Source organism: Streptomyces sp. DF42 (genome assembly GCF_058267695.1).
On record NZ_CM177859.1, the window covers coordinates 7,012,501 to 7,034,759 of the forward strand.

Here is a 22,259-nt window from a genome sequence, read left to right on the forward strand (position 1 = left end):
ACTAAGGCCCCTAAGCGTACGCTAAGTGGGAAAGGATGTGGAGTCGCACAGACAACCAGGAGGTTGGCTTAGAAGCAGCCACCCTTGAAAGAGTGCGTAATAGCTCACTGGTCTAGTGATTCCGCGCCGACAATGTAGCGGGGCTCAAGCGTACCGCCGAAGTCGTGTCATTGCAGCATGAGGGCCAACGCCCGCTGTGATGGGTAGGGGAGCGTCGTGTGCCGGGTGAAGCCGCGCCGGAAGGCAGTGGTGGACGGTTCACGAGTGAGAATGCAGGCATGAGTAGCGATACACACGTGAGAAACGTGTGCGCCGATTGACTAAGGGTTCCTGGGTCAAGCTGATCTGCCCAGGGTAAGTCGGGACCTAAGGCGAGGCCGACAGGCGTAGTCGATGGATAACCGGTTGATATTCCGGTACCCGCTGTGAAGCGTCAAACATTGAATCAGGCGATGCTAAGTCCGTGAAGCCGTTCCGGACCCTTCGGGGAATGGAAAGTGGTGGAGCCGACGGACCAGACTTGTAGTAGGTGAGTGATGGGGTGACGCAGGAAGGTAGTCCAGCCCGGGCGGTGGTTGTCCCGGGGTAAGGGTGTAGCCCGTCATCCAGGTAAATCCGGATGGCATGTGGGTGAGACCTGATGCCGAGCCGATTGTGGTGAAGTGGATGATCCTATGCTGTCGAGAAAAGCCTCTAGCGAGTTTCATGGCGGCCCGTACCCTAAACCGACTCAGGTGGTCAGGTAGAGAATACCGAGGCGTTCGGGTGAACTATGGTTAAGGAACTCGGCAAAATGCCCCCGTAACTTCGGGAGAAGGGGGGCCATCACTGGTGATGACATTTTCTGTCTGAGCTGGGGGTGGCCGCAGAGACCAGCGAGAAGCGACTGTTTACTAAAAACACAGGTCCGTGCGAAGCCGTAAGGCGATGTATACGGACTGACGCCTGCCCGGTGCTGGAACGTTAAGGGGACCGGTTAGTGCGCTTTCGGGCGTGCGAAGCTGAGAACTTAAGCGCCAGTAAACGGCGGTGGTAACTATAACCATCCTAAGGTAGCGAAATTCCTTGTCGGGTAAGTTCCGACCTGCACGAATGGCGTAACGACTTCTCGACTGTCTCAACCATAGGCCCGGTGAAATTGCACTACGAGTAAAGATGCTCGTTTCGCGCAGCAGGACGGAAAGACCCCGGGACCTTTACTACAGTTTGATATTGGTGTTCGGTTCGGCTTGTGTAGGATAGCTGGGAGACTGTGAACTCTGGACGCCAGTTCAGGGGGAGTCGTCGTTGAAATACCAGTCTGGTCGTGCTGGATGTCTAACCTGGGTCCGTGATCCGGATCAGGGACAGTGTCTGATGGGTAGTTTAACTGGGGCGGTTGCCTCCTAAAGAGTAACGGAGGCGCCCAAAGGTTCCCTCAGCCTGGTTGGCAATCAGGTGTTGAGTGTAAGTGCACAAGGGAGCTTGACTGTGAGACCGACGGGTCGAGCAGGGACGAAAGTCGGGACTAGTGATCCGGCGGTGGCTTGTGGAAGCGCCGTCGCTCAACGGATAAAAGGTACCCCGGGGATAACAGGCTGATCTTCCCCAAGAGTCCATATCGACGGGATGGTTTGGCACCTCGATGTCGGCTCGTCGCATCCTGGGGCTGGAGTCGGTCCCAAGGGTTGGGCTGTTCGCCCATTAAAGCGGTACGCGAGCTGGGTTTAGAACGTCGTGAGACAGTTCGGTCCCTATCCGCTGCGCGCGCAGGAATATTGAGAAGGGCTGTCCCTAGTACGAGAGGACCGGGACGGACGAACCTCTGGTGTGCCAGTTGTTCTGCCAAGGGCATGGCTGGTTGGCTACGTTCGGGAGGGATAACCGCTGAAAGCATCTAAGCGGGAAGCCTGCTTCGAGATGAGTATTCCCACCCACTTGATGGGGTAAGGCTCCCAGTAGACGACTGGGTTGATAGGCCGGATCTGGAAGCCCAGTAATGGGTGGAGGTGACCGGTACTAATAGGCCGAGGGCTTGTCCTCAGTTGCTCGCGTCCACTGTGTTGGTTCTGAAACCACGAACAGCCCCGTTGTCGGGCCACGACAACGGTGCGGCAGGTTCAACAGTTTCATAGTGTTTCGGTGGTTATAGCGTGAGGGAAACGCCCGGTTACATTCCGAACCCGGAAGCTAAGCCTTACAGCGCCGATGGTACTGCAGGGGGGACCCTGTGGGAGAGTAGGACGCCGCCGAACAATCATTCAAAGGGTTGGACCCTGAACTTCGGTTCAGGGTCCAACCCTTTTTTGTTCTGCGTCACTTGGAGTTCACGTTGCGCAACAACCATCCGAGTCATGGGTACTGCTGCAATGCTCAGGGCCGCCGGCGTCGGTGTCGGTGACGAGGTTGTCGTGCCGGCCTTCGGGAACGCCGAAGTCGCCGGAGCGGTCGCCCTCGCGGGTGCGCTGCCGGTGTTCGCCGACATAGATCCGTTGACCTACTGCCTGGACGCCTCCGCTGTCGAGGCAGCCGTAACTCCGCGGACGGCAGCGATTATTGTCGTGCACCGCTTCGGTCGGCCGGCTGACATCGCGCGGCTGCATGGGGTGGGACAGCGGCACCAGCTTCTGGTGCTGGAGCAGGGCGAGTCAGAGGTGCCGTATGACGAGATCGCACAGCGACGGGAGCGTGCCGCTTATCTCGACGCCAAGTTGAGGGGCGTACGGACGCCCGACGGCGGTGACGGGCACACGTATCAGCAGTACGTCGTCCGGGTGCCCGGGAATGGGCGGCCGGACCGGGATGCCTTTGCCCGGGCCGTGCGGTCCAGGGGCGTTGAGTGCCGGGTGCCGGTGAAGACGCCCGTGCATCGGCTGCCGGAATTCCGTCGCTGCGTGTCCTTGCCGGAGACCGAGCGCGCGGCCGATGAGACCCTCGCGCTGCCTGTGGACGCCGCGTTGACGAAGCGGGACATGCAGCGGATCGTCGGCGCGTGCAATGCACTGGGCGGACTGCTCCAGCCTGCTTTCTGAGCGGTTGGGAGCAGGTGTCTGTTCGGGGTATGATCTATTCCGTTGCCGCGAGGGAAACCTCGTAAGGCAACAGGCCCCTATAGCTCAGTCGGTAGAGCGTCTCCATGGTAAGGAGAAGGTCAACGGTTCGATTCCGTTTGGGGGCTCCAGGCAGAAGGCCCCGCCCAACTGGGCGGGGCCTTCTTCGTGTTCCGACGTCTGTCAGTCCTTGTGGAGGCCCGGGACTCGCATGGCCAGGATCGCCATGTCGTCGGACGGGGCGTCGGATGCGAAGCGTTCCACCGCGCGCATGATGCGGGCGGCGACCGCGCCCGCGGTCAGGCCCGTGCAGGTGGTGAGGACGTCGCTGAGGCCGTCGTCGCCCAGCATGCGGGTGCCCTCGCGGCGCTCCGTGACGCCGTCCGTGACGCACAGCAGGACATCGCCCGGGTCGAGGGTGACCGTCTGCTCGTAGAGCTCCAGATCCTCCATGACGCCCAGGAGCGGTTGCGGTTCGGCGGCCGGCTCCACCGTGCCGTCCTGCCGCAGGCGGAGTGGGAGGGGGTGTCCGGCGCAGACCACCTTCAGTTCCGCGCTGCCGTCCTCCTGCGGTCGCATCTCGCCGTAGAGAAGGGTCAGGAAGCGGCTGCGGGCGCCTTCGTCGAGAATGGCCGAGTTCAGTCGTTCCAGCACGGCCGGGCCGCTGAGGCCCTCGCGGGCCAGCAGACGCAGGGCGTGCCGGGCCAGGCCCGTGACCGCGGCCGCGTTCGGGCCCGTACCGCAGACGTCGCCGATGGCGAAGCCGTAGGCGCCGTCGCTGATCGGGAAGAGATCGTAGAAGTCACCGCCGACCTCGTTGCCCTCGCCGGCCGCGCGGTAGATGACCTCGACCTCGACGCCGTCGATCTCCGGGAGTTCGGGCGGCAGGAGGCTGCGCTGGAGGGCCTGGCTGATGGCCGTGCGCTCGGAGTACAGGCGGGCGTTGTCGAGGGCGAGGGCGGCCCTGCGGCTCAAGTCCTCGGCCAGTTCCAGGATTTCCTGGCGGAAGTGTTCGTCGGTGGGCTTGCCCAGCGTCAGCATGCCGATGACGCGGTTGCGGGCAACCAAGGGGAGCACGACTGTCTCGCCGCCCACCGCGGAGGCCGTGGCGAGCGTGGGACCGATGCCCGAGGCGATCTGACGGGTCGGACCGCCACTGAGGCCGAGGCTGCGCATGGAACTGCGCAGGGCTGCCTGGTGGGCCACCTCGCCGGGAGCCGACCAGACACGGGCGCCGGGGGTGGGGACCGGATCGGGCGGGGACACCTTCGAGAGCAACGACTTGATGCCGTCGATGAGTTCCTCGTCCTCGTGCAGGACATACGAGAGGTAGGGCTCGGAGGCCTGGTCGGCGATCGTGTAGACGGCGCACCAGGTGGCGAGTGTGGGGACCGTCATCTGGGCCATCAGGGCCAGGGTCTGGTCGCGGTCCAGGGTGCCGGCCAGCAGGTCGGAGGCCTCGACGAGGAAGCTCAGGGAGCCTCGGCGCAGGCGTTCCAGTTCGCCGAGGCGGGCCGACTCGACCGCCAACGCGATGCGGTCCGCGGCGAATTGGAGGCGCAGGGCCTCTTCGTTCGAGTATCTGCCTGGTCCCTCCGCCGCCACGCCGAGGGAGCCGGTGAGGCGTCCCTCGACCTTGAGGGGGACCGTGACGACCGAGCGCATGCACGTGCCGCTGAGGAGCGGGACCGCGCCCGGTACGGCCGCCAGGTCGTCGTGGACCGCCGGCATGCGGGCGGAGCCGTAGCGGCCGGGGCCCGCTTCGACGGGCACGCGGGCGAAGCGCTGGCGGGCGGAGGGCAGGCCGGTGGAGGCGCGGACCTCCAACTCCGTTTCGTCGTCGGTCGCGAGGAGCAGGAAGGCGGAGTCGGCGTCGAGCATGTCGCGGGCGCGCTCCACCGTCCGCTGGAGGAGGCCGTCGAGGTCGTCCGGGGCCGGCGAGCCGATGAACACCTCGAACGGGTCGGAGCTCTGACCGTCGGAGGTGGTCGCCGAGTCGGAGGACGGGATGCGCAGTGGGGTCTGCAGGACGGCCCGCTCGTGTTCCCGCACGAGGAGGCAGACCGTGGAGGGCTCGCCGCCCGTGTCGCGGACACGGAGGTGGGAGGCGTACACCGGAGCGACGCGGCCGTTGGCGCCTCTGATGCCGTAGCTGCCCTCCCAGCGGGAGAGCTGGAGCGCCTCCACGATGCCCGTGCTGGTGCCGGGGGTGTGCGGCCAGGCGGCGAAGTCGGTGAGGGGCTTGCCGGTGACCTGTTCGGCCGGGTAGCCGAAGAGTTCCTCCGCGTCCTCGTTCCACGACGTGATGGAGCCGGTGCGGTCGATCTGGATGACCGCCACGCGGACCCGGCCGTCGGCGAGGGGGAGGAGGTCGGAGGGGAGCGAGGGGCCCGCCGCGCGCGTACCGACAGAGCGCTGGGGGAGGTCCAGGTGGAACCAGACCTGCTTCTGCGTCGGCGTGTAGTCGACGCCCCAGCGGCTGGCGAGCGCCGCGCACAGCTGAAGCCCGCGGCCGCCCTCGCGGTCGGGGCTGCCCATGGTGACGGGGTGGCCCTGGAGGGGGATCTCGCGCTCCGGGTAGCGGTCGGCCACCTCGATCCGTACACCCTCGTCGCTGCGCAGGCACAGGACGTCCGCGGACGTGCCGGCATGCACCACGGCGTTGGTCACCAGCTCGCTGGTGAGGACCACGGCGTCGTCGACGATGTCGGCGAAGCCCCAGCCCTGAAGGGTGTCGCGGACGAAGGAGCGGGCCGTCGCCACCGATCGTCCGACGGGCTCGAAGCTGGCGGCCGCGCGCGCGGTGATCACAGAACTCCTCGTCCGGTTGTCGACGGGCAGGGCTGCCTGGCCGACCGGCTCCTGCCGCTGATGCGGCAGGCCGCCCGTCGGCCGGGGGTCCGGGGGCTGTCCCCCCGGGATCAGTCCGGTGGTCATGTTGTGCGGCCGCCCCTCCGATGCCCGCTCGTGCTCGTGCCACCGCCCAGGCCGGACGGACCGGCGCGGCTGGACAGCCGCATGCAAGGTTACTTACCTTCGCCGTCCATGCGGATGCCGGTCTGCAGTGTTTCCGCCCAGAGGGTGTGCGGACGATGTGCGAAGCTGCCGAACTGTTATGGCCGGGTTCAGGCAGGGTGAAACACTGGGCAAGCTTCTTGTGAAGGTCCGGGCAGGCTGAGTGACTTCCGCGCACAGCGGGCAGCAGCCCGTGGTGTGGCCTGGTTACATCCGGCAGAACTACGCAGTAGTAACTGGTACGGCGAACGGTAGTACCGGAGCACAGCAGTAACGGTCGACCCCTGCGGGAGGGACACAGTGGAGTCTGGCGCAGCGACGCGGGGCACTAAGACGCGCGCGAAAGGCGGACAGTCCCTGAGTAACCAGCGTAAACCGCGTGGTGGGACCACCGCGGTGGACACGGCTGCCATGAACCGGCTGCTGGCGGCTCTCGTGGCGATGCGCGACGGGAACTTCCGTAAACGGCTCACGGTGTCCGGGGACGGCGTGATGTCCGAGATTGCAGCGGTTTTCAACGAGGTGGCCGACCGTAATCTGCATCTGACGGGTGAGCTGTCGCGGGTGCGGCGCATGGTGGGCCGTGAGGGCAAGCTCACCGAGCGGCTGGAGACGGGCGCCTACGAGGGTTCCTGGGTGGCCGCCATCGAGGCGTCCAACGCGCTCGTGGACGACCTCGTACGGCCCGTCTCCGAGGTCGGCCGGGTGCTGTCGGCGGTGGCGGAGGGCGATCTGTCGCCGCGCATGGAGCTGCGGACGCAGGCCCAGGACGGGACCGGGCATCCGCTGCGGGGGGAGTTCCTCAAGGTCGGCCGGACCGTGAACAACCTTGTCGACCAGCTGTCGACGTTCACCGACGAGGTCACGCGCGTGGCCAGCGAGGTGGGCACCGAGGGCAAGCTGGGCGGTCAGGCACGCGTGCGTGGCATGTCGGGTTCGTGGAAGGACCTCACGGACTCCGTCAACACGATGGCGTACCGGCTGACGGCCCAGGTGCGGGACATCGCCCTGGTGACGACCGCGGTGGCCAAGGGGGACCTGTCCCGGAAGGTCACGGTTCACGTCGCCGGCGAGATGCTGGAGCTGAAGAACACCGTCAACACGATGGTGGACCAGCTGTCGTCCTTCTCCTCCGAGGTGACGCGAGTCGCGCGCGAGGTGGGCACGGAGGGCGAGCTCGGTGGTCAGGCGCAGGTGCCGGGTGTGGCCGGTGTGTGGAAGGACCTCACCGATTCGGTGAACCTCATGGCCGGCAACCTGACGGCCCAGGTGCGCGGTATCGCGCAGGTCACCACCGCGGTCGCCAACGGTGACCTGTCGCAGAAGGTCACCGTGTCGGCACGCGGTGAGGTCGCGCAGCTCGCGGACACGATCAACCAGATGACCGAGACGCTGCGGATCTTCGCGGACGAGGTCACGCGCGTGGCCAACGAGGTCGGTGCCGCGGGGCAGCTGGGCGGTCAGGCGAACGTGCCGGGCGCGGCGGGCACGTGGAAGGACCTGACGGACTCCGTCAACACGGTGTTCCGGAATCTGACCATTCAGGTGAGGGACATCGCGGCCGTCACGACGGCGGTGGCCAACGGTGATCTCTCCCAGAAGGTCACGGTCGACGTGGCCGGCGAGATGCTCGAGCTGAAGAACACCGTCAACGGCATGGTCGACCAGCTGTCGTCGTTCGGCTCCGAGGTGACGCGTGTGGCCCGTGAGGTCGGCGTCGAGGGTGAGCTGGGCGGGCAGGCGCAGGTGCCGGGCGCGGCCGGAACCTGGAAGGACCTGACCGACTCGGTCAACACGGCGTTCCGCAACCTCACCGGGCAGGTGCGCAACATCGCCCAGGTGACGACGGCGGTGGCCAACGGTGATCTGTCGCAGAAGGTCACCGTGGACGTCTCCGGCGAGATGCTCCAGCTGAAGAACACCGTGAACACGATGGTGGACCAGCTGTCGTCCTTCGCCGACCAGGTCACGCGGATGGCCCGGGACGTGGGCACGGAGGGCCGGCTGGGCGGGCAGGCGGTCGTACCGGGTGTGGCCGGTACGTGGAAGGAGCTCACCGACTCCGTCAACGGCATGGCCGGGAACCTGACGGCCCAGGTGCGCAACATCGCGCAGGTGACCACCGCGGTCGCCCGGGGTGATCTCTCCCAGAAGATCGACGTCGACGCGCGCGGGGAGATCCTGGAGCTGAAGAACACCATCAACACGATGGTCGACCAGCTCTCCGGGTTCGCCGACCAGGTGACCCGCGTGGCCCGTGAGGTGGGCACGGAGGGGCGTCTGGGCGGGCAGGCGCAGGTGCCCGGTGTGGCCGGTGTGTGGCGGGACCTGACCGATTCCGTGAACGGCATGGCCGGGAACCTGACGGCCCAGGTGCGCAACATCGCGCAGGTCGCGACGGCGGTGGCCCGGGGTGACCTGTCCCAGAAGATCACCGTGGACGCGCGCGGGGAGATCCTGGAGCTGAAGAACACCCTGAACACGATGGTCGACCAGCTGTCGTCGTTCGCGGAGGAGGTCACCAGGGTCGCCCGCGAGGTGGGCACCGAGGGCCAGCTGGGCGGTCAGGCCGAGGTGCAGGGTGTCTCCGGCACCTGGAAGGACCTCACGCAGTCCGTGAACTTCATGGCGAACAACCTGACCATCCAGGTGCGCAACATCGCCGAGGTCACGACCGCCGTCGCCAAGGGGGACCTGTCCAAGAAGATCACTGTTGACGCGAAGGGCGAGATTCTTGAGCTCGTCACGACGGTCAACACGATGGTCGACCAGCTGTCCAGTTTCGCCGAGCAGGTGACGCGGGTGGCCCGTGAGGTGGGCACCGAGGGCATCCTGGGCGGCCAGGCGCACGTACCGGGTGTCACGGGCATCTGGAAGGACCTCAGCGGCAACGTCAACCTGATGGCCAAGAACCTGACCATGCAGGTGCGCAACATCTCCCAGGTCGCGGCGGCCGTCGCCAACGGCGACCTGACGCGGACGGTGACGATCGAGGCGCGCGGCGAGGTCCAGCAGCTCGCCGACACCTTCAACACCATGGTGAAGACGCTGAGTTCGTTCGCCGACCAGGTCACCAAGGTGGCCCGTGAGGTGGGCACGGACGGCATCCTCGGCGGCCAGGCGCATGTACCGGGTGTGGCGGGTACGTGGAAGGACCTCACCGACTCCGTGAACGGCATGGCGTCCAATCTGACCGGTCAGGTGCGCAACATCGCCATGGTCACCACGGCCATCGCCAAGGGTGACTTGACCAAGAAGATCGACATTGACGCCCGTGGCGAGATTCTTGAGCTCAAGACGACGATCAACACGATGGTCGACCAGCTGTCCAGCTTTGCCGAAGAGGTCACCCGAGTCGCCCGTGAGGTGGGTACGGAGGGTCAGCTCGGCGGTCAGGCACGCGTGCGTGACGTGGATGGGACCTGGCGCGACCTCACGGAGTCCGTGAACGAGATGGCCGGGAACCTGACCCGGCAGGTGCGCGCCATCGCGCGCGTGGCGACCGCGGTGACCCGCGGTGACCTGAACCTGAAGATCGACGTCGACGCGTCCGGCGAGATCCAGGAACTGCAGGACTACATCAACAAGATGATCGCCAACCTGCGCGACACCACGATCGCCAACAAGGAACAGGACTGGCTGAAGGGCAACCTGGCCCGTATCTCCGCACTGATGCAGGGCCGCCGCGACCTGCAGGACGTGGCGTCGCTGATCATGAGCGAGCTGACGCCGGTGGTCTCCGCGCAGCACGGCGCCTTCTTCGTGGCGATGACGCCCGTCGACGGCAAGGAGCTCAGCCCCGGGGGCGAGGACGCGTACGAGCTGCGCATGCTCGGGTCGTACGGCTACTCGATGGGCTCCATGCCGACGTCGTTCCGGCCCGGCGAGGCGCTGATCGGGACGGCCGCCGAGGAGAAGCGCACGATCCTGGTGGAGAACGCGCCCAGTGGCTACCTGAAGATCTCCTCCGGCCTCGGCGAGGCGCCACCCGCGCAGGTGATCGTCCTTCCCGTGCTGTTCGAGGGCAAGGTGCTCGGCATCATCGAGCTGGCCTCCTTCACTCCCTTCACGCAGATCCAGAAGGACTTCCTCAACCAGATCGCCGAGATGATCGCGACCAGCGTCAACACCATCTCCGTCAACACCAAGACGGAGCAGTTGCTGAAGCAGTCGCAGGAGCTGACCGAGCAACTCCGTGAGCGGTCGGCCGAGTTGGAGAACCGGCAGAAGGCCCTCCAGGCGTCCAACGCGGAGCTGGAGGAGAAGGCCGAGCTGCTGGCCCAGCAGAACCGCGACATCGAGGTGAAGAACACCGAGATCGAGGAGGCGCGGCAGGTCCTGGAGGAGCGCGCCGAGCAGCTCGCCGTGTCGATGCGCTACAAGAGCGAGTTTCTCGCCAACATGTCGCACGAGCTGCGTACGCCGCTCAACTCGCTGCTGATCCTCGCCAAGCTGCTCGCCGACAACGCGGACTCCAACCTCACCCCGAAGCAGGTCGAGTTCGCCGAGACCATTCACGGTGCCGGCTCCGACCTGCTCCAGCTGATCAACGACATCCTCGACCTGTCGAAGGTCGAGGCGGGCAAGATGGACGTCTCCCCGACGCGCATCGCGCTCGTCCAGCTCGTCGACTACGTGGAGGCCACTTTCCGGCCGCTGACCGCGGAGAAGGGCCTGGACCTGTCCGTACGGGTGTCGCCGGAGCTGCCCGCCACACTGCACACCGACGAACAACGGCTGCTGCAGGTGCTGCGGAACCTGTTGTCCAACGCGGTGAAGTTCACCGACTCCGGTGCCGTCGAGCTGGTCATCCGGCCCGCCGGCCGGGACGTGCCCATGGCGATCCGGGAGCAACTGCTCGAAGCCGGGTCGATGACCGATCCGGACGCGGATCTGATCGCGTTCTCCGTGACCGACACCGGTATCGGTATCGCCGCCAGCAAGATGCGAGTGATCTTCGAGGCGTTCAAGCAGGCGGACGGCACGACCAGTCGCAAGTACGGGGGTACCGGGCTCGGCCTGTCGATCTCGCGGGAGATCGCGCAGCTGCTCGGCGGTGAGATCTACGCACAGAGCGAGCCGGGGCGCGGATCGACATTCACGCTGTATTTGCCGCTGCATCCGAGCGAACTGCCGCCGCAGGGCTACCAGCAGGCGCTGCCCGCGCTGGCGGCCGGCGACCTGGTGGCCTCCGCGGATCTTGCGCAGCGCGCCGAGGTGGCGATCGAGACGCCGGCCGAGGTGAAGTCGTACCGCGAGACGCAGAACGGCGCCGCGGCGCTGTTCAGGCGCCGCCGCAGGCCCGGACTCGATGTCGAGCACCGTCTGGCGCCCCAGGAGCAGTGGTCGGCCGCGGAGCAGAGCACGGCGCCGGTTCCGCACCGCGGGATCCGCTTCGGCGGCCAGAAGGTGCTGATCGTCGACGACGACATCCGTAACGTGTTCGCGCTGACCAGCGTGCTGGAGCAGCACGGGCTGTCGGTGCTGTACGCCGAGAACGGCCGCGAGGGCATCGAGGTCCTGGAACAGCACGACGACGTCGCGGTCGTCCTGATGGACATCATGATGCCGGAGATGGACGGCTACGCGACGACCACGGCGATCCGCAGGATGCCGCAGTTCGCGGGTCTGCCGATCATCGCGCTGACCGCGAAGGCGATGAAGGGCGATCGGGAGAAGGCGATCGAGTCGGGGGCCTCCGACTACGTGACCAAACCGGTCGATCCCGATCATCTGCTGTCGGTGATGGACCAGTGGATGCGGGGGGAGTGACGGGAACCATCGATGTTCACGCGGAGTTGCTGACTCAGTGTGGCCGAAGCCGTGTAGAAGTACGGGATTCGGGGAACCTTCTGGTCTCCCCCTACGTTTCTGCTATGTGCACAGTGACATCACGGTGACAGGGTGTGGCGACGGGCGGGGTGCGGCTACGATGACCGGCACAAGGACGGGCGGCGAAAGGGAGTCGTCCCCAGGGGCGGCACCCGGTGCACAGCCGGGGCGAGGAGGGCGGGCCATGGTGCAGAAGGCCAAGATCCTCCTGGTCGATGACCGGCCGGAGAATCTGCTGGCGCTGGAGGCCATCCTCTCTGCGCTCGATCAGACGCTGGTGCGGGCATCGTCCGGGGAGGAAGCGCTCAAAGCACTGCTCACGGACGACTTCGCGGTCATTTTGTTGGACGTCCAGATGCCGGGAATGGACGGTTTCGAAACAGCCGCCCACATCAAGCGGCGAGAACGGACCCGGGACATCCCGATCATCTTCCTCACCGCGATCAACCACGGCCCCCACCACACCTTCCGGGGGTATGCGGCCGGTGCGGTCGACTACATCTCCAAGCCGTTCGACCCGTGGGTGCTGCGGGCGAAGGTCTCGGTGTTCGTCGAGCTGTACATGAAGAACTGCCAGCTCCGGGAGCAGGCGGCGCTGCTGCGGCTCCAGTTGGAGGGCGGTGGCGGCAAGACCGTGGCCGGCGACTCCAAGGAACCTGCCGGACTGCTCGCGGAGCTGTCGGCGCGGCTCGCGGCGGTCGAGGAGCAGGCGGAGGCGCTGTCCAAGCAGCTCGACGACGAGTCGGCGGACGCGGCGGCCGTGGCGACCGCGGCTCATCTCGAACGCAAACTCACGGGACTGCGGCGGGCGCTGGACGCCCTGGAGCCGGGTGCCGGCAGCCCGTCGTCGGTGCCGTCGCAGAACTGACGTTCAGGCGCGGACCAGTTGCCTATGAGCACGCGTCAGTTCCGCGCCCGTTCCAGAGCGACACGAACGGGTGAAGCAGTGGGCACACGTGTCCGTTGCCGTCTCCACCGGTAACCTCACATCTATGGCCTCACGTCCCCCCGCTGCCAAGAAGCAGCCCGCGAAGAAGGCGGCGGCTCCGGCGAAGAAGGCTGCTGCGAAGAAGGCCCCGGCGAAGAAGGCGCCCGCAAGGAAAGCCGCGGCGAGGAAGTCGGCGCCGCCGCCGAAGCCGGCACCGAACCCGACCGGCGGCATCTACAAGCTTGTGCGCGCCCTCTGGTTGGGCGTCGCGCACGCCGTGGGCGCCGTGTTCCGCGGCATAGGGAACGGCGCCAAGAACCTCGACCCGGCGCATCGCAAGGACGGCGTCGCCCTGTTGCTGTTCGGCATCGCACTGATTGTCGCCGCGGGCACGTGGGCCGATCTGCGCGGTCCCGTCGGTGACCTCGTCGAGATCCTGGTGACCGGTGCCTTCGGCCGCCTCGACCTGCTCGTGCCGATACTGCTCGCGGTCATCGCCGTCCGCTTCATCCGCCACCCCGAGCAGCCCGAGGCCAACGGCCGCATCGTGATCGGTCTGTCCGCGCTCGTCATCGGCGTGCTCGGCCAGGTCCACATCGCGTGCGGCGCGCCCGCCCGCGGTGACGGCATGCAGGCCATAAGGGACGCCGGCGGTCTCATCGGTTGGGCCGCGGCCACCCCGCTGACGTACACGATGGGCGAGATGCTCGCCGTACCGCTGCTCGTGCTGCTGACGATCTTCGGCCTGCTCGTCGTCACGGCGACTCCGGTCAACGCCATCCCGCAGCGGCTGCGGCTGCTCGGCATGAAGCTCGGCATCCTTCACGACCCGGAGGACGACGAGCTCTCGGACGACGAGCAGCGCTACGACGACCAGTGGCGCGAGGCGCTGCCCGCGCGCCCGCGCAGGCGTGGACCGGCCCCGGAGGCGTACGACCCCGACGGCGCCGAGCAGGAGGCGCTCTCCAAGCGTCGCGGCCGCCCCAGGCGCTCCGCGGTGCCGCAGCCGGACATGGCGCGTCAGATGGATGCCGTGGACGTCGCCGCGGCGGCCGCTGCCGCGCTCGACGGCGCGGTCATGCACGGGATGCCGCCCTCGCCGGTCGTCGCCGACCTCACCCAGGGGGTGCGGGTCGGGGATCGGGAGGACACCACACCGACACCCGTTCCGACACCCGTTCCGCGGTCCGTCCCGGCGGCGCGCCCCAAGCAGGAGAAGCTGAAGGGTGAGGTCATGGACCTCACCAAGGCCGCGCCCGAGCAGGTCAACGACCTGCCGCCGCGTGCCGAGCAGCTCCAGCTGTCCGGAGACATCACCTACTCCCTGCCTTCGCTCGACCTCCTCACGCGCGGGGGCCCGGGCAAGGCGCGCAGCGCCGCCAACGACGCGGTGGTCGCCTCACTCACGAACGTCTTCTCCGAGTTCAAGGTCGACGCCGCCGTCACCGGCTTCACGCGTGGGCCGACGGTCACGCGCTACGAGGTCGAGCTCGGCCCCGCGGTGAAGGTCGAGCGGATCACCGCGCTGACGAAGAACATCGCGTACGCCGTCGCCAGCCCGGACGTGCGGATCATCAGCCCGATCCCCGGCAAGTCCGCGGTCGGCATCGAAATCCCCAACACCGACCGCGAGATGGTCAACCTCGGCGACGTGCTGCGCCTTGCGGCGGCCGCCGAGGACGAGCACCCGATGCTGGTCGCGCTCGGCAAGGACGTCGAGGGCGGCTATGTGATGGCCAACCTCGCGAAGATGCCGCACGTCCTGGTGGCCGGTGCCACCGGCTCCGGCAAGTCGTCGTGCATCAACTGCCTGATCACGTCGATCATGGTCCGCGCGACTCCCGAGGACGTGCGCATGGTCCTGGTCGACCCCAAGCGGGTCGAGCTGACCGCGTACGAGGGCATCCCGCACCTGATCACGCCGATCATCACCAACCCGAAGCGGGCCGCCGAGGCGCTCCAGTGGGTCGTACGGGAGATGGACCTCCGGTACGACGACCTGGCGGCGTACGGCTACCGGCACATCGACGACTTCAACGAGGCCGTGCGCAACGGCAAGGTGAAGTCGCCGGAGGGCAGTGAGCGGGAGCTGCAGCCGTACCCGTATCTGCTGGTGATCGTCGACGAGCTCGCCGACCTGATGATGGTCGCCCCGCGCGACGTCGAGGACTCGATCGTGCGCATCACACAGCTCGCGCGCGCGGCTGGCATCCACCTCGTGCTCGCGACGCAGCGGCCGTCGGTCGACGTGGTGACCGGTCTGATCAAGGCGAACGTGCCCTCGCGGCTCGCCTTCGCCACCTCCTCGCTCGCCGACAGCCGCGTCATCCTGGACCAGCCCGGTGCCGAGAAGCTGATCGGCAAGGGTGACGGGCTGTATCTGCCGATGGGTCAGAACAAGCCCACCCGTATGCAGGGCGCTTTCGTGACCGAGGACGAGGTCGCCTCCGTCGTCCAGCACTGCAAGGACCAGATGGCGCCCGTCTTCCGGGACGACGTCACCGTGGGCACCAAGCAGAAGAAGGAGATCGACGAGGAGATCGGCGACGACCTCGACCTGCTGTGCCAGGCGGCGGAGCTGGTGGTCTCCACGCAGTTCGGGTCGACGTCCATGCTCCAGCGCAAGCTGCGCGTCGGCTTCGCCAAGGCCGGCCGGCTCATGGACCTCATGGAGTCCAGGGGCATCGTCGGGCCGAGCGAGGGGTCGAAGGCTCGTGACGTTCTTGTGAAGGCTGACGAGCTGGACGGCGTGCTCGCGGTGATCCGCGGGGAGGCTTGAGGGAGAGCCCGTACGGGTGCGGCGAGCGATGCCCGATCGTGACTCACCCGTAAGGGATCATTGAGCAACCGTTTCCCTTCGGCGTACGTCAAGTTGAGGGAAGCGACAAGCGCATACCCCATCATCGGCGTGTCCGGCCATTCCGATGGGCTACAAAGTCCCGCCGCCCGGTTGCCCCACCCATTTGTACCCCCCATAGACTGAACCTCCAGCACAGGTGGCTTAACGCTCGAAAGGCGCCCCCGTGTCCATCGGCAACTCCCCTGAAGACGAGCGTCCGTTCGAAGACGATCGCGAGGAAGCCCGCTTCTCCGTCGGCCATGCCCTCCGGCAGGCGCGGATCGCGGCCGGGCTGACCGTCGACGACGTCACCAACGCCACCCGGGTCCGCATCGCCATCGTGCACGCCATCGAGGCGGACGACTTCGCCCCCTGCGGCGGCGACGTCTATGCCCGCGGCCACATCAGGACCCTGGCCAAGGCTGTCCACCTCGATCCGGCCCCGCTGATCGCGCAGTACGACGCTGAGCACGGCGGCCGCCCGGCCCCGACGCCGGCAGCCCCCCTCTTCGAGGCGGAACGCATCCGCCCCGAGCGGCGCGGACCCAACTGGACCGCGGCCATGGTCGCCGCGATCGTCGCCGTGGTCGGCTTCGTCGGGTTCACCGCCTTCAAGGGCGGCGACGACGGTGGAGCGAAGACGCAGGTCGCCGAGGGATCCACGCCCACGACCAGCAAGGCCGCCTCGCCCACTCCCAAGAGCAGCAAGACCGACAACCCCAAGTCCGACCCCTCGGACAGCGCCATCGCGGCCGCTCCCCAGGACAAGGTGACCGTCCAGGTCAGCGCCGCCGACGGACGCAGCTGGATCTCGGCCAAGGACCACAACGGCCGGCTCCTGTTCGACGGACTCCTCAAGCAGGGCGACTCCAAGACCTTCCAGGACAGCGAGAAGATCAACCTCGTCCTCGGTGATGCAGGCGCGATCCAGCTCTACGTCAACGGCAAGAAGATCGAGGACGACTTCCAGCAGGGCGCTGTGGAGCGCCTGACGTATACGAAGGGCGACCCTCAGGTCGGCTGACCGGATGTGAGCTGGGACGGGGGCGGCCGGCCAGGCCAACCCCGTCGACATGGGCTGTCAGTGAGACAAAGTAGTCTTGAGCGCATGCCTGAACGCCGTACCGTCGCACTCGTCACCCTTGGCTGCGCCCGTAACGAGGTGGACTCGGAGGAGCTCGCAGGCCGCTTGGAGGCGGACGGCTGGGACCTCGTGGAGGACGCCGCACAAGCGGATGTCGCCGTCGTCAACACCTGTGGCTTCGTGGAAGCCGCCAAGAAGGACTCCGTCGACGCCCTCCTGGAGGCCAACGACCTCAAGGGTCATGGCAGAACCCAGGCCGTCGTGGCGGTGGGCTGCATGGCCGAGCGGTACGGCAAGGAACTCGCCGAGGCCCTCCCCGAGGCGGACGGCGTGCTCGGCTTCGACGACTACTCGGACATCTCCGACCGTCTGCAGACCATCCTGAGCGGCGGCGTCCACGCCTCGCACACCCCGCGCGACCGGCGCAAGCTGCTGCCCATCAGCCCCGCCGAGCGGCAGGGGTCCGCGGCCGACGTCGCCCTGCCGGGACACGGGCCGGCCGCACCGGTGGCTCCCGCCGATCTTCCCGAAGGCCTCGCTCCGGCCTCCGGTCCCCGCGCGCCCCTGCGCCGCCGGCTGGACGGCGCCCCGGTCGCCTCGGTGAAGCTCGCCTCCGGCTGCGACCGGCGCTGCTCCTTCTGCGCCATCCCGTCCTTCCGAGGCTCCTTCATCTCCCGCCGCCCCAGCGACGTGCTGAACGAGACGCGGTGGCTGGCCGAGCAGGGCGTCAAGGAGATCATGCTGGTCTCCGAGAACAACACCTCGTACGGCAAGGACCTGGGCGACATCCGACTGCTGGAGTCGCTCCTGCCGGAGCTCGCGGAGGTCGACGGCCTCGAGCGCGTACGCGTCAGCTACCTCCAGCCGGCCGAGATGCGCCCCGGGCTGATCGACGTCCTGACCTCGACGCCGAAGATCGCCCCGTACTTCGACCTGTCCTTCCAGCACTCCGCCCCCGGTGTACTGCGCGCCATGCGCCGCTTCGGTGACACCGACCGCTTCCTGGAACTGCTCGACACCATCCGGAGCAAAGCCCCCCAGGCGGGCGTGCGCTCCAACTTCATCGTGGGCTTCCCGGGCGAGAGCGGGGACGACCTGGCGGAGCTGGAGCGGTTCCTGAACGGCGCGCGGCTGGACGCCATCGGCGTCTTCGGCTACTCCGACGAGGAGGGCACGGAGGCGGCGACGTACGAGAACAAACTGGACGAGGACGTCGTGGCCGAGCGGCTGGCACGTGTCTCCCGGCTGGCGGAGGAGCTCGTCTCGCAGCGTGCCGAGGAACGCGTCGGCGAGACCCTGCACGTCCTCGTGGAGTCCGTGGACGACGAGGGTGTGTACGGCCGCGGCGCGCATCAGGCACCGGAGACGGACGGCCAGGTGCTGCTCACGAGCGGCGAAGGTCTGAGCGTCGGCCGTATGGTCGAGGCGAAGGTGGTCGGCACGGAAGGTGTCGACCTGGTGGCCGAGCCGCTGGCGGGCTCGCTCGGGTGTAGTGAGGAGGCGGGCAGATGACCGGAGTACCGGCATCGGCGGCGAACGGCTCCTCCGGCGCACAGGGCGCACCCGCGGGCGCGGCTTCGGGCGGAGCCCCCGGTGTCGTCTCCGGCGCTGTGCCGGGTGCCGTTTCCGCCGAGGCGTCGGACGCGTCAGACGTGACGCCCGGCGGTGGGAAGTCGGCGCGAGGCGGGAAGGTCGTGGCCGCGGCCGTCAACCAGGCCAGCGTCTGGAACATCGCCAACCTGCTCACCATGCTCCGGCTGCTCCTCGTGCCCGGCTTCGTCGCGCTGATGCTGGCCGACGGCGGGTACGACCCGGCATGGCGCTCGCTCGCCTGGGCCGCCTTCGCCATCGCCATGATCACCGACCTGTTCGACGGACATCTGGCGCGCACCTACGACCTCGTCACCGACTTCGGGAAGATCGCCGACCCCATCGCCGACAAGGCGATCATGGGGGCGGCGCTGATCTGTCTCTCCTCGCTGGGCGACCTGCCGTGGTGGGTGACCATCGTCATCCTCGGCCGGGAACTCGGCATCACGCTGCTGCGTTTCCTGGTCATCCGGTACGGCGTCATCCCGGCGAGCCGCGGCGGCAAGATCAAGACGCTCATACAGGGCGTGGCGGTCGGGATGTACGTGCTGGCGCTGACGGGCTGGCTGGCCACCCTGAGGTGGTGGGTGATGGCAGCGGCCGTCGTTCTGACCGTGGTGACCGGACTCGACTATGTAAGACAGGCCATTGTGCTGCGCAGGCAGGGCATCGCCGAGCGCAAGGCCGCTCTGGAGGAGACGGAAGCGTGAATTCCGCAGCCGCCGAACTGGTGCGACTACTGACGGTGAGGGGCGAGACCCTGGCCGTCGCCGAGTCGCTCACCGGTGGACTGGTTGCGGCGGAGATCACAGCCGTCTCCGGGGCGTCCAAGGTCTTCCGCGGCTCGGTGACCGCCTACGCCACCGAGCTGAAGCACCAGCTGCTGGGTGTCGATGCCACCCTGCTGGAACAGCGCGGAGCGGTGGATGCGCAGGTCGCGGCCCAGATGGCGGTCGGTGTCCGCAAGGCGCTCGGCGCCGACTGGGGTCTCGCGACCACCGGCGTCGCCGGCCCGGAACCGCAGGACGGCAAGCCGGTGGGGACGGTCTTCGTGGCCGTGGACGGCCCCTTCGCCGCGGATTCCGGTTCTGCCGGTGGCGGAAAAGTGGCGGCGCTGCGGTTGAACGGCGACCGTGCGGAAATTCGTATGGAGAGTGTACGGAGCGTACTCGCACTGCTCCTCGAGGAGTTCGCGAGCGAACAGACCGGAAATGAGCTGGCACAGGATACGGAACAGAACGGGGGGTTTTGATGTTTGCAGCCCTGAGTGAACACGACATCGCTCCCCGCACGGCCGCAGCGCGAGGCGGTACGGTGGGGCGTGAAGGATGCGGCTACGCGGTCCGAGGAGGGAGCCACCGATGATTCTGCTCCGTCGCCTGCTGGGTGACGTGCTGCGTCGGCAGCGCCAGCGCCAGGGCCGTACTCTGCGCGAAGTCTCCTCGTCCGCCCGAGTCTCACTCGGCTATCTCTCCGAGGTGGAGCGGGGGCAGAAGGAGGCTTCCTCCGAGCTGCTCTCCGCCATCTGCGACGCGCTGGACGTACGGATGTCCGAGCTCATGCGGGAAGTGAGCGACGAGCTCGCTCTCGCCGAGCTGGCCCGGTCTGCTGCGGCCACCGAGTCTGTGCCCGCGCCGGTTCGTCCGATGCTGGGTTCCGTATCGGTGACCGGTGTGCCACCGGAACGGGTGACCATCAAGGCGCCCGCCGAGGCGGTGGACGTGGTCGCCGCGTGACGTTCACGCGCGTGACCGCGTGAACCGACGTGCACGTGCAAGGCCCCGGCCGGGGCTTCTCCAGGGAGAACTGGAGAGGTGCGGTCGGGGCTTTCGTGTTCCCGGGGTGTCTGTACCTGCCACGGCCGACCGGGTCCGTTTGCCCGTGTGGGCCGCGGCGGTCATGGTGGATGCCTGCGGTGCGTTGCGCCCGTGTGCCGTCGGTGCGCCCTCCCCGTGGGTGACGGCCGCGGTTTAGCGTCGGGGCTGGAGGTGGCGTCCATGGCACGGCCGACAGTACGCCGGGGGGCGGCTCTCGGGCTCGGGATGCTGTGGTGGTGGGCGGTGCTGCGACTGGCCTTCGCGCCCGGCGCCGGGGCGGTGGAGGGCGCGGTCGCGGCCGGCGGGTGGGGGCTGAGCCTTCTGCCGGTGCACTGTGTGCCTAAGGCGCGGGCGGCAGGAGCCGTCGGGGCAGGGCGATGGCGGGGTGCCTGGCGGGCGGCCAGGGCTACCACGGCATCGCCACCCCGCCGTTGGGACGCAGAATCTGGCCCGTTGTGAAGGCCGACGCGTCCGAGGCCAGGTACAGCACGGTGTGGGCGACGTCCTCCGGTTCGCCGACCCGGCCCAGCGGTGACATGCGGGCCATCAGTGCCTCGGTCCGGGCCTGTGCCTCGGCCTCGTGGCGGTCGGTCATGGGCGTGCGGATCCAGCCCGGCGCGACCGAGTTGACCCGGATCCCGTGCCGGCCCACCTCGTTCGCCAGCGTCTTGGTCAGCTGGACCACCGCCGCCTTGGCCGCGCCGTAGCAGAGCAGGCCGGGACGGCCGGTGTCGACGGCGCTCGAGGCCATGGTGATGATGCTGCCGCCGGTCTGCCGGACCAGCATGAGCCGGGCGGCCTCCTGGCAGGCGTACAGCACCCCCTTGAAATTGACGCTCAGGACCTGGTCGAGGTCCTCGTCCCGGGTCTCCAGGACCGGGCTGCTGTGCATGATCCCGGCGATCGCGGCCATCACGTCCAGGCGCTCGCAGGACTCCACGGCCCGGCTGAGCTGCGCCCGGTCGGTCACGTCGAGCCGGTGGGTGTGGGCGGTGCCGCCGCCGTCCTTGATCAGGGTCGCCGTCTCGTGCAGGCCGTGCGCGTCGCGGTCGGCGCAGTGGACGGTGGCGCCCGCTTCGGCGAGCAGCACGGCCGAGGCGCGGCCGATACCGCCGGCGGCCCCGGTGACGAATGCGGTGCGTCCGGTGAGTTCGTACGCCTTGACGGGCATGAGGGGACGGTACGAGGATTTCTGACGGGTCGTCAATTAGTTGTACGGCGTGGAGTTCCGCGGGGTCGGGTGGGGCTCGGCGTCGGGCCCGTCTGGCAGTTCGGGCACCAGTAGGTGGGGCGTTCGCGGGAGCCGTCGCCCTGGTCGGCCACGCGGACGGAGGCGTGGCAGCGCAGGCAGGGGCGGGGAGCCCGGCCGTACACGAAGAGGTCCTGGCCGCGGCGGCCCGTCGTCGTGCGGACCGGGCGGTCGCGGTTGGCCTCCAGGAGCCTTTTGGCGAGTTCCGGGAGCTTCGCGGCGCGGTCGGCGGGCAGTGCGCCGACGGGGAGCCAGGGGGTGGCGCCGAGCAGGAAGCAGAGCTCGCTCTTGTAGACATTGCCGATGCCGGCGAGGTTGCGCTGGTCCAGCAGGGCCTCACCGAGGGGGCGGGCGGGGTCGGCGAGGAGGTTGGCGAGCGCCTGTTCAGAGTTCCAGCCCGGGCCGAGGAGGTCGGGTCCGAGGTGGCCGACGGCGCGCTGTTCGTCGGAGGTGCGGAGGATTTCGAGGACGGGGAGGCGGTAGCCGACGGCCGTGCGGTCCGCGTTGCCCAGGATCACGCGGATCTGGTGGGAGGGGCCGCCGGTCCAGCGCCGGCCGTTCGGGAACACCTTCCAGGAGCCGTCCATCCTCAGGTGCGAGTGGAGCGTCAGGCCGCCCTCGATGCGGGTCAGGAGGTGCTTGCCGCGCGGGGTGACGTCGAGGACGATACGGCCGGTCAGGTCGGCCGTGGCGTACTTGGGCACCCGGAGGTCGCTACGGGTCAGCACCTTGCCGGCGAGGGCATCGTGCAGGCGTCCCGCCGTCTGCCAGACCGTGTCTCCTTCGGGCATGAGTCAAGGGTGGCACGCGGGGGAGGCGTACCGCCGAGGTCGACTGCCGGGGTCGGCTACCGGCAGGGGTAGGCCTGCCACGGCG

13 protein-coding genes, 1 tRNA gene and 2 rRNA genes (1 of these 16 running past the window's edge) are annotated in these 22,259 nt (G+C 68.0%); 13 read left to right on the forward strand and 3 right to left on the reverse strand.

The features are described 5' to 3' along the window. From ACYUED_RS32250 to ACYUED_RS32265, 4 genes are all read left to right on the forward strand, one after another. Positions 1-2,022, forward strand: a 23S ribosomal RNA gene (locus ACYUED_RS32250) (it extends 1,096 nt beyond the left edge of the window). Positions 2,023-2,117: 95 nt separating this feature from the next. Then, positions 2,118-2,234: ribosomal RNA gene (gene rrf, locus ACYUED_RS32255) — 5S ribosomal RNA — on the forward strand. Positions 2,235-2,348: 114 nt separating this feature from the next. Beyond that, entirely contained in the window at positions 2,349-3,011 is a 663-nt protein-coding gene (locus tag ACYUED_RS32260; protein ID WP_491287820.1) for a DegT/DnrJ/EryC1/StrS family aminotransferase, read from the forward strand. Between the two features lie 73 nt (positions 3,012-3,084). Then, positions 3,085-3,160 (forward strand) — tRNA-Thr (locus ACYUED_RS32265). Between the two features lie 52 nt (positions 3,161-3,212). Here the strand turns inward: ACYUED_RS32265 and ACYUED_RS32270 are convergent. After that, a complete protein-coding gene (locus tag ACYUED_RS32270; RefSeq protein ID WP_491287822.1) occupies positions 3,213-5,966 on the reverse strand; it encodes a SpoIIE family protein phosphatase in 2,754 nt (917 codons plus the stop codon). Positions 5,967-6,344: 378 nt separating this feature from the next. Here ACYUED_RS32270 and ACYUED_RS32275 point away from each other — a divergent pair, with 378 nt between their 5' ends. The 9 genes from ACYUED_RS32275 to ACYUED_RS32315 all read left to right on the forward strand — a co-directional run bounded on the left by ACYUED_RS32275 (position 6,345) and on the right by ACYUED_RS32315 (position 20,593). Next, entirely contained in the window at positions 6,345-11,816 is a 5,472-nt protein-coding gene (locus tag ACYUED_RS32275; RefSeq protein ID WP_491287825.1) for a HAMP domain-containing protein, read from the forward strand. 244 nt (positions 11,817-12,060) lie between these two features. Next, on the forward strand, positions 12,061-12,744 hold the full coding sequence (locus ACYUED_RS32280) for a response regulator (protein ID WP_491287826.1): 684 nt from the start codon (positions 12,061-12,063) through the stop codon (positions 12,742-12,744). Between the two features lie 124 nt (positions 12,745-12,868). Further along, entirely contained in the window at positions 12,869-15,583 is a 2,715-nt protein-coding gene (locus tag ACYUED_RS32285) for a DNA translocase FtsK (protein WP_491287828.1), read from the forward strand. 244 nt (positions 15,584-15,827) lie between these two features. Beyond that, complete coding sequence (locus ACYUED_RS32290) at positions 15,828-16,667, forward strand: helix-turn-helix domain-containing protein (protein ID WP_491287831.1); 840 nt, start codon at positions 15,828-15,830, stop codon at positions 16,665-16,667. A gap of 84 nt (positions 16,668-16,751) precedes the next feature. After that, entirely contained in the window at positions 16,752-18,239 is a 1,488-nt protein-coding gene (rimO, locus tag ACYUED_RS32295; protein ID WP_491287833.1) for a 30S ribosomal protein S12 methylthiotransferase RimO, read from the forward strand. After that, positions 18,236-19,027, forward strand: a complete 792-nt coding sequence (gene pgsA, locus ACYUED_RS32300) for a CDP-diacylglycerol--glycerol-3-phosphate 3-phosphatidyltransferase (RefSeq protein WP_491287834.1) — start codon at positions 18,236-18,238, stop codon at positions 19,025-19,027. The genes rimO and pgsA overlap by 4 nt, the downstream gene beginning before the upstream one ends. Further along, positions 19,024-19,569, forward strand: coding sequence for a CinA family protein (locus ACYUED_RS32305; RefSeq protein ID WP_491287835.1), 546 nt, complete (start codon positions 19,024-19,026; stop codon positions 19,567-19,569). Before pgsA ends, ACYUED_RS32305 begins: the two co-directional genes overlap by 4 nt. 109 nt (positions 19,570-19,678) lie before the next feature. After that, positions 19,679-20,053, forward strand: coding sequence for a helix-turn-helix domain-containing protein (locus ACYUED_RS32310; RefSeq protein WP_351359580.1), 375 nt, complete (start codon positions 19,679-19,681; stop codon positions 20,051-20,053). 261 nt (positions 20,054-20,314) lie between these two features. Continuing rightward, a complete protein-coding gene (locus ACYUED_RS32315) occupies positions 20,315-20,593 on the forward strand; it encodes a hypothetical protein (RefSeq protein WP_491287836.1) in 279 nt (92 codons plus the stop codon). Here ACYUED_RS32315 and ACYUED_RS32320 read toward each other — a convergent pair. Both ACYUED_RS32320 and ACYUED_RS32325 read right to left on the reverse strand, forming a co-directional pair. Then, positions 20,541-21,305, reverse strand: a complete 765-nt coding sequence (locus ACYUED_RS32320; protein WP_491287837.1) for an SDR family NAD(P)-dependent oxidoreductase — start codon at positions 21,303-21,305, stop codon at positions 20,541-20,543. The genes ACYUED_RS32315 and ACYUED_RS32320 overlap by 53 nt on opposite strands. A 32-nt stretch (positions 21,306-21,337) precedes the next feature. Beyond that, entirely contained in the window at positions 21,338-22,174 is an 837-nt protein-coding gene (locus tag ACYUED_RS32325; protein WP_491287838.1) for a DNA-formamidopyrimidine glycosylase family protein, read from the reverse strand. Positions 22,175-22,259 lie beyond the last annotated feature (85 nt).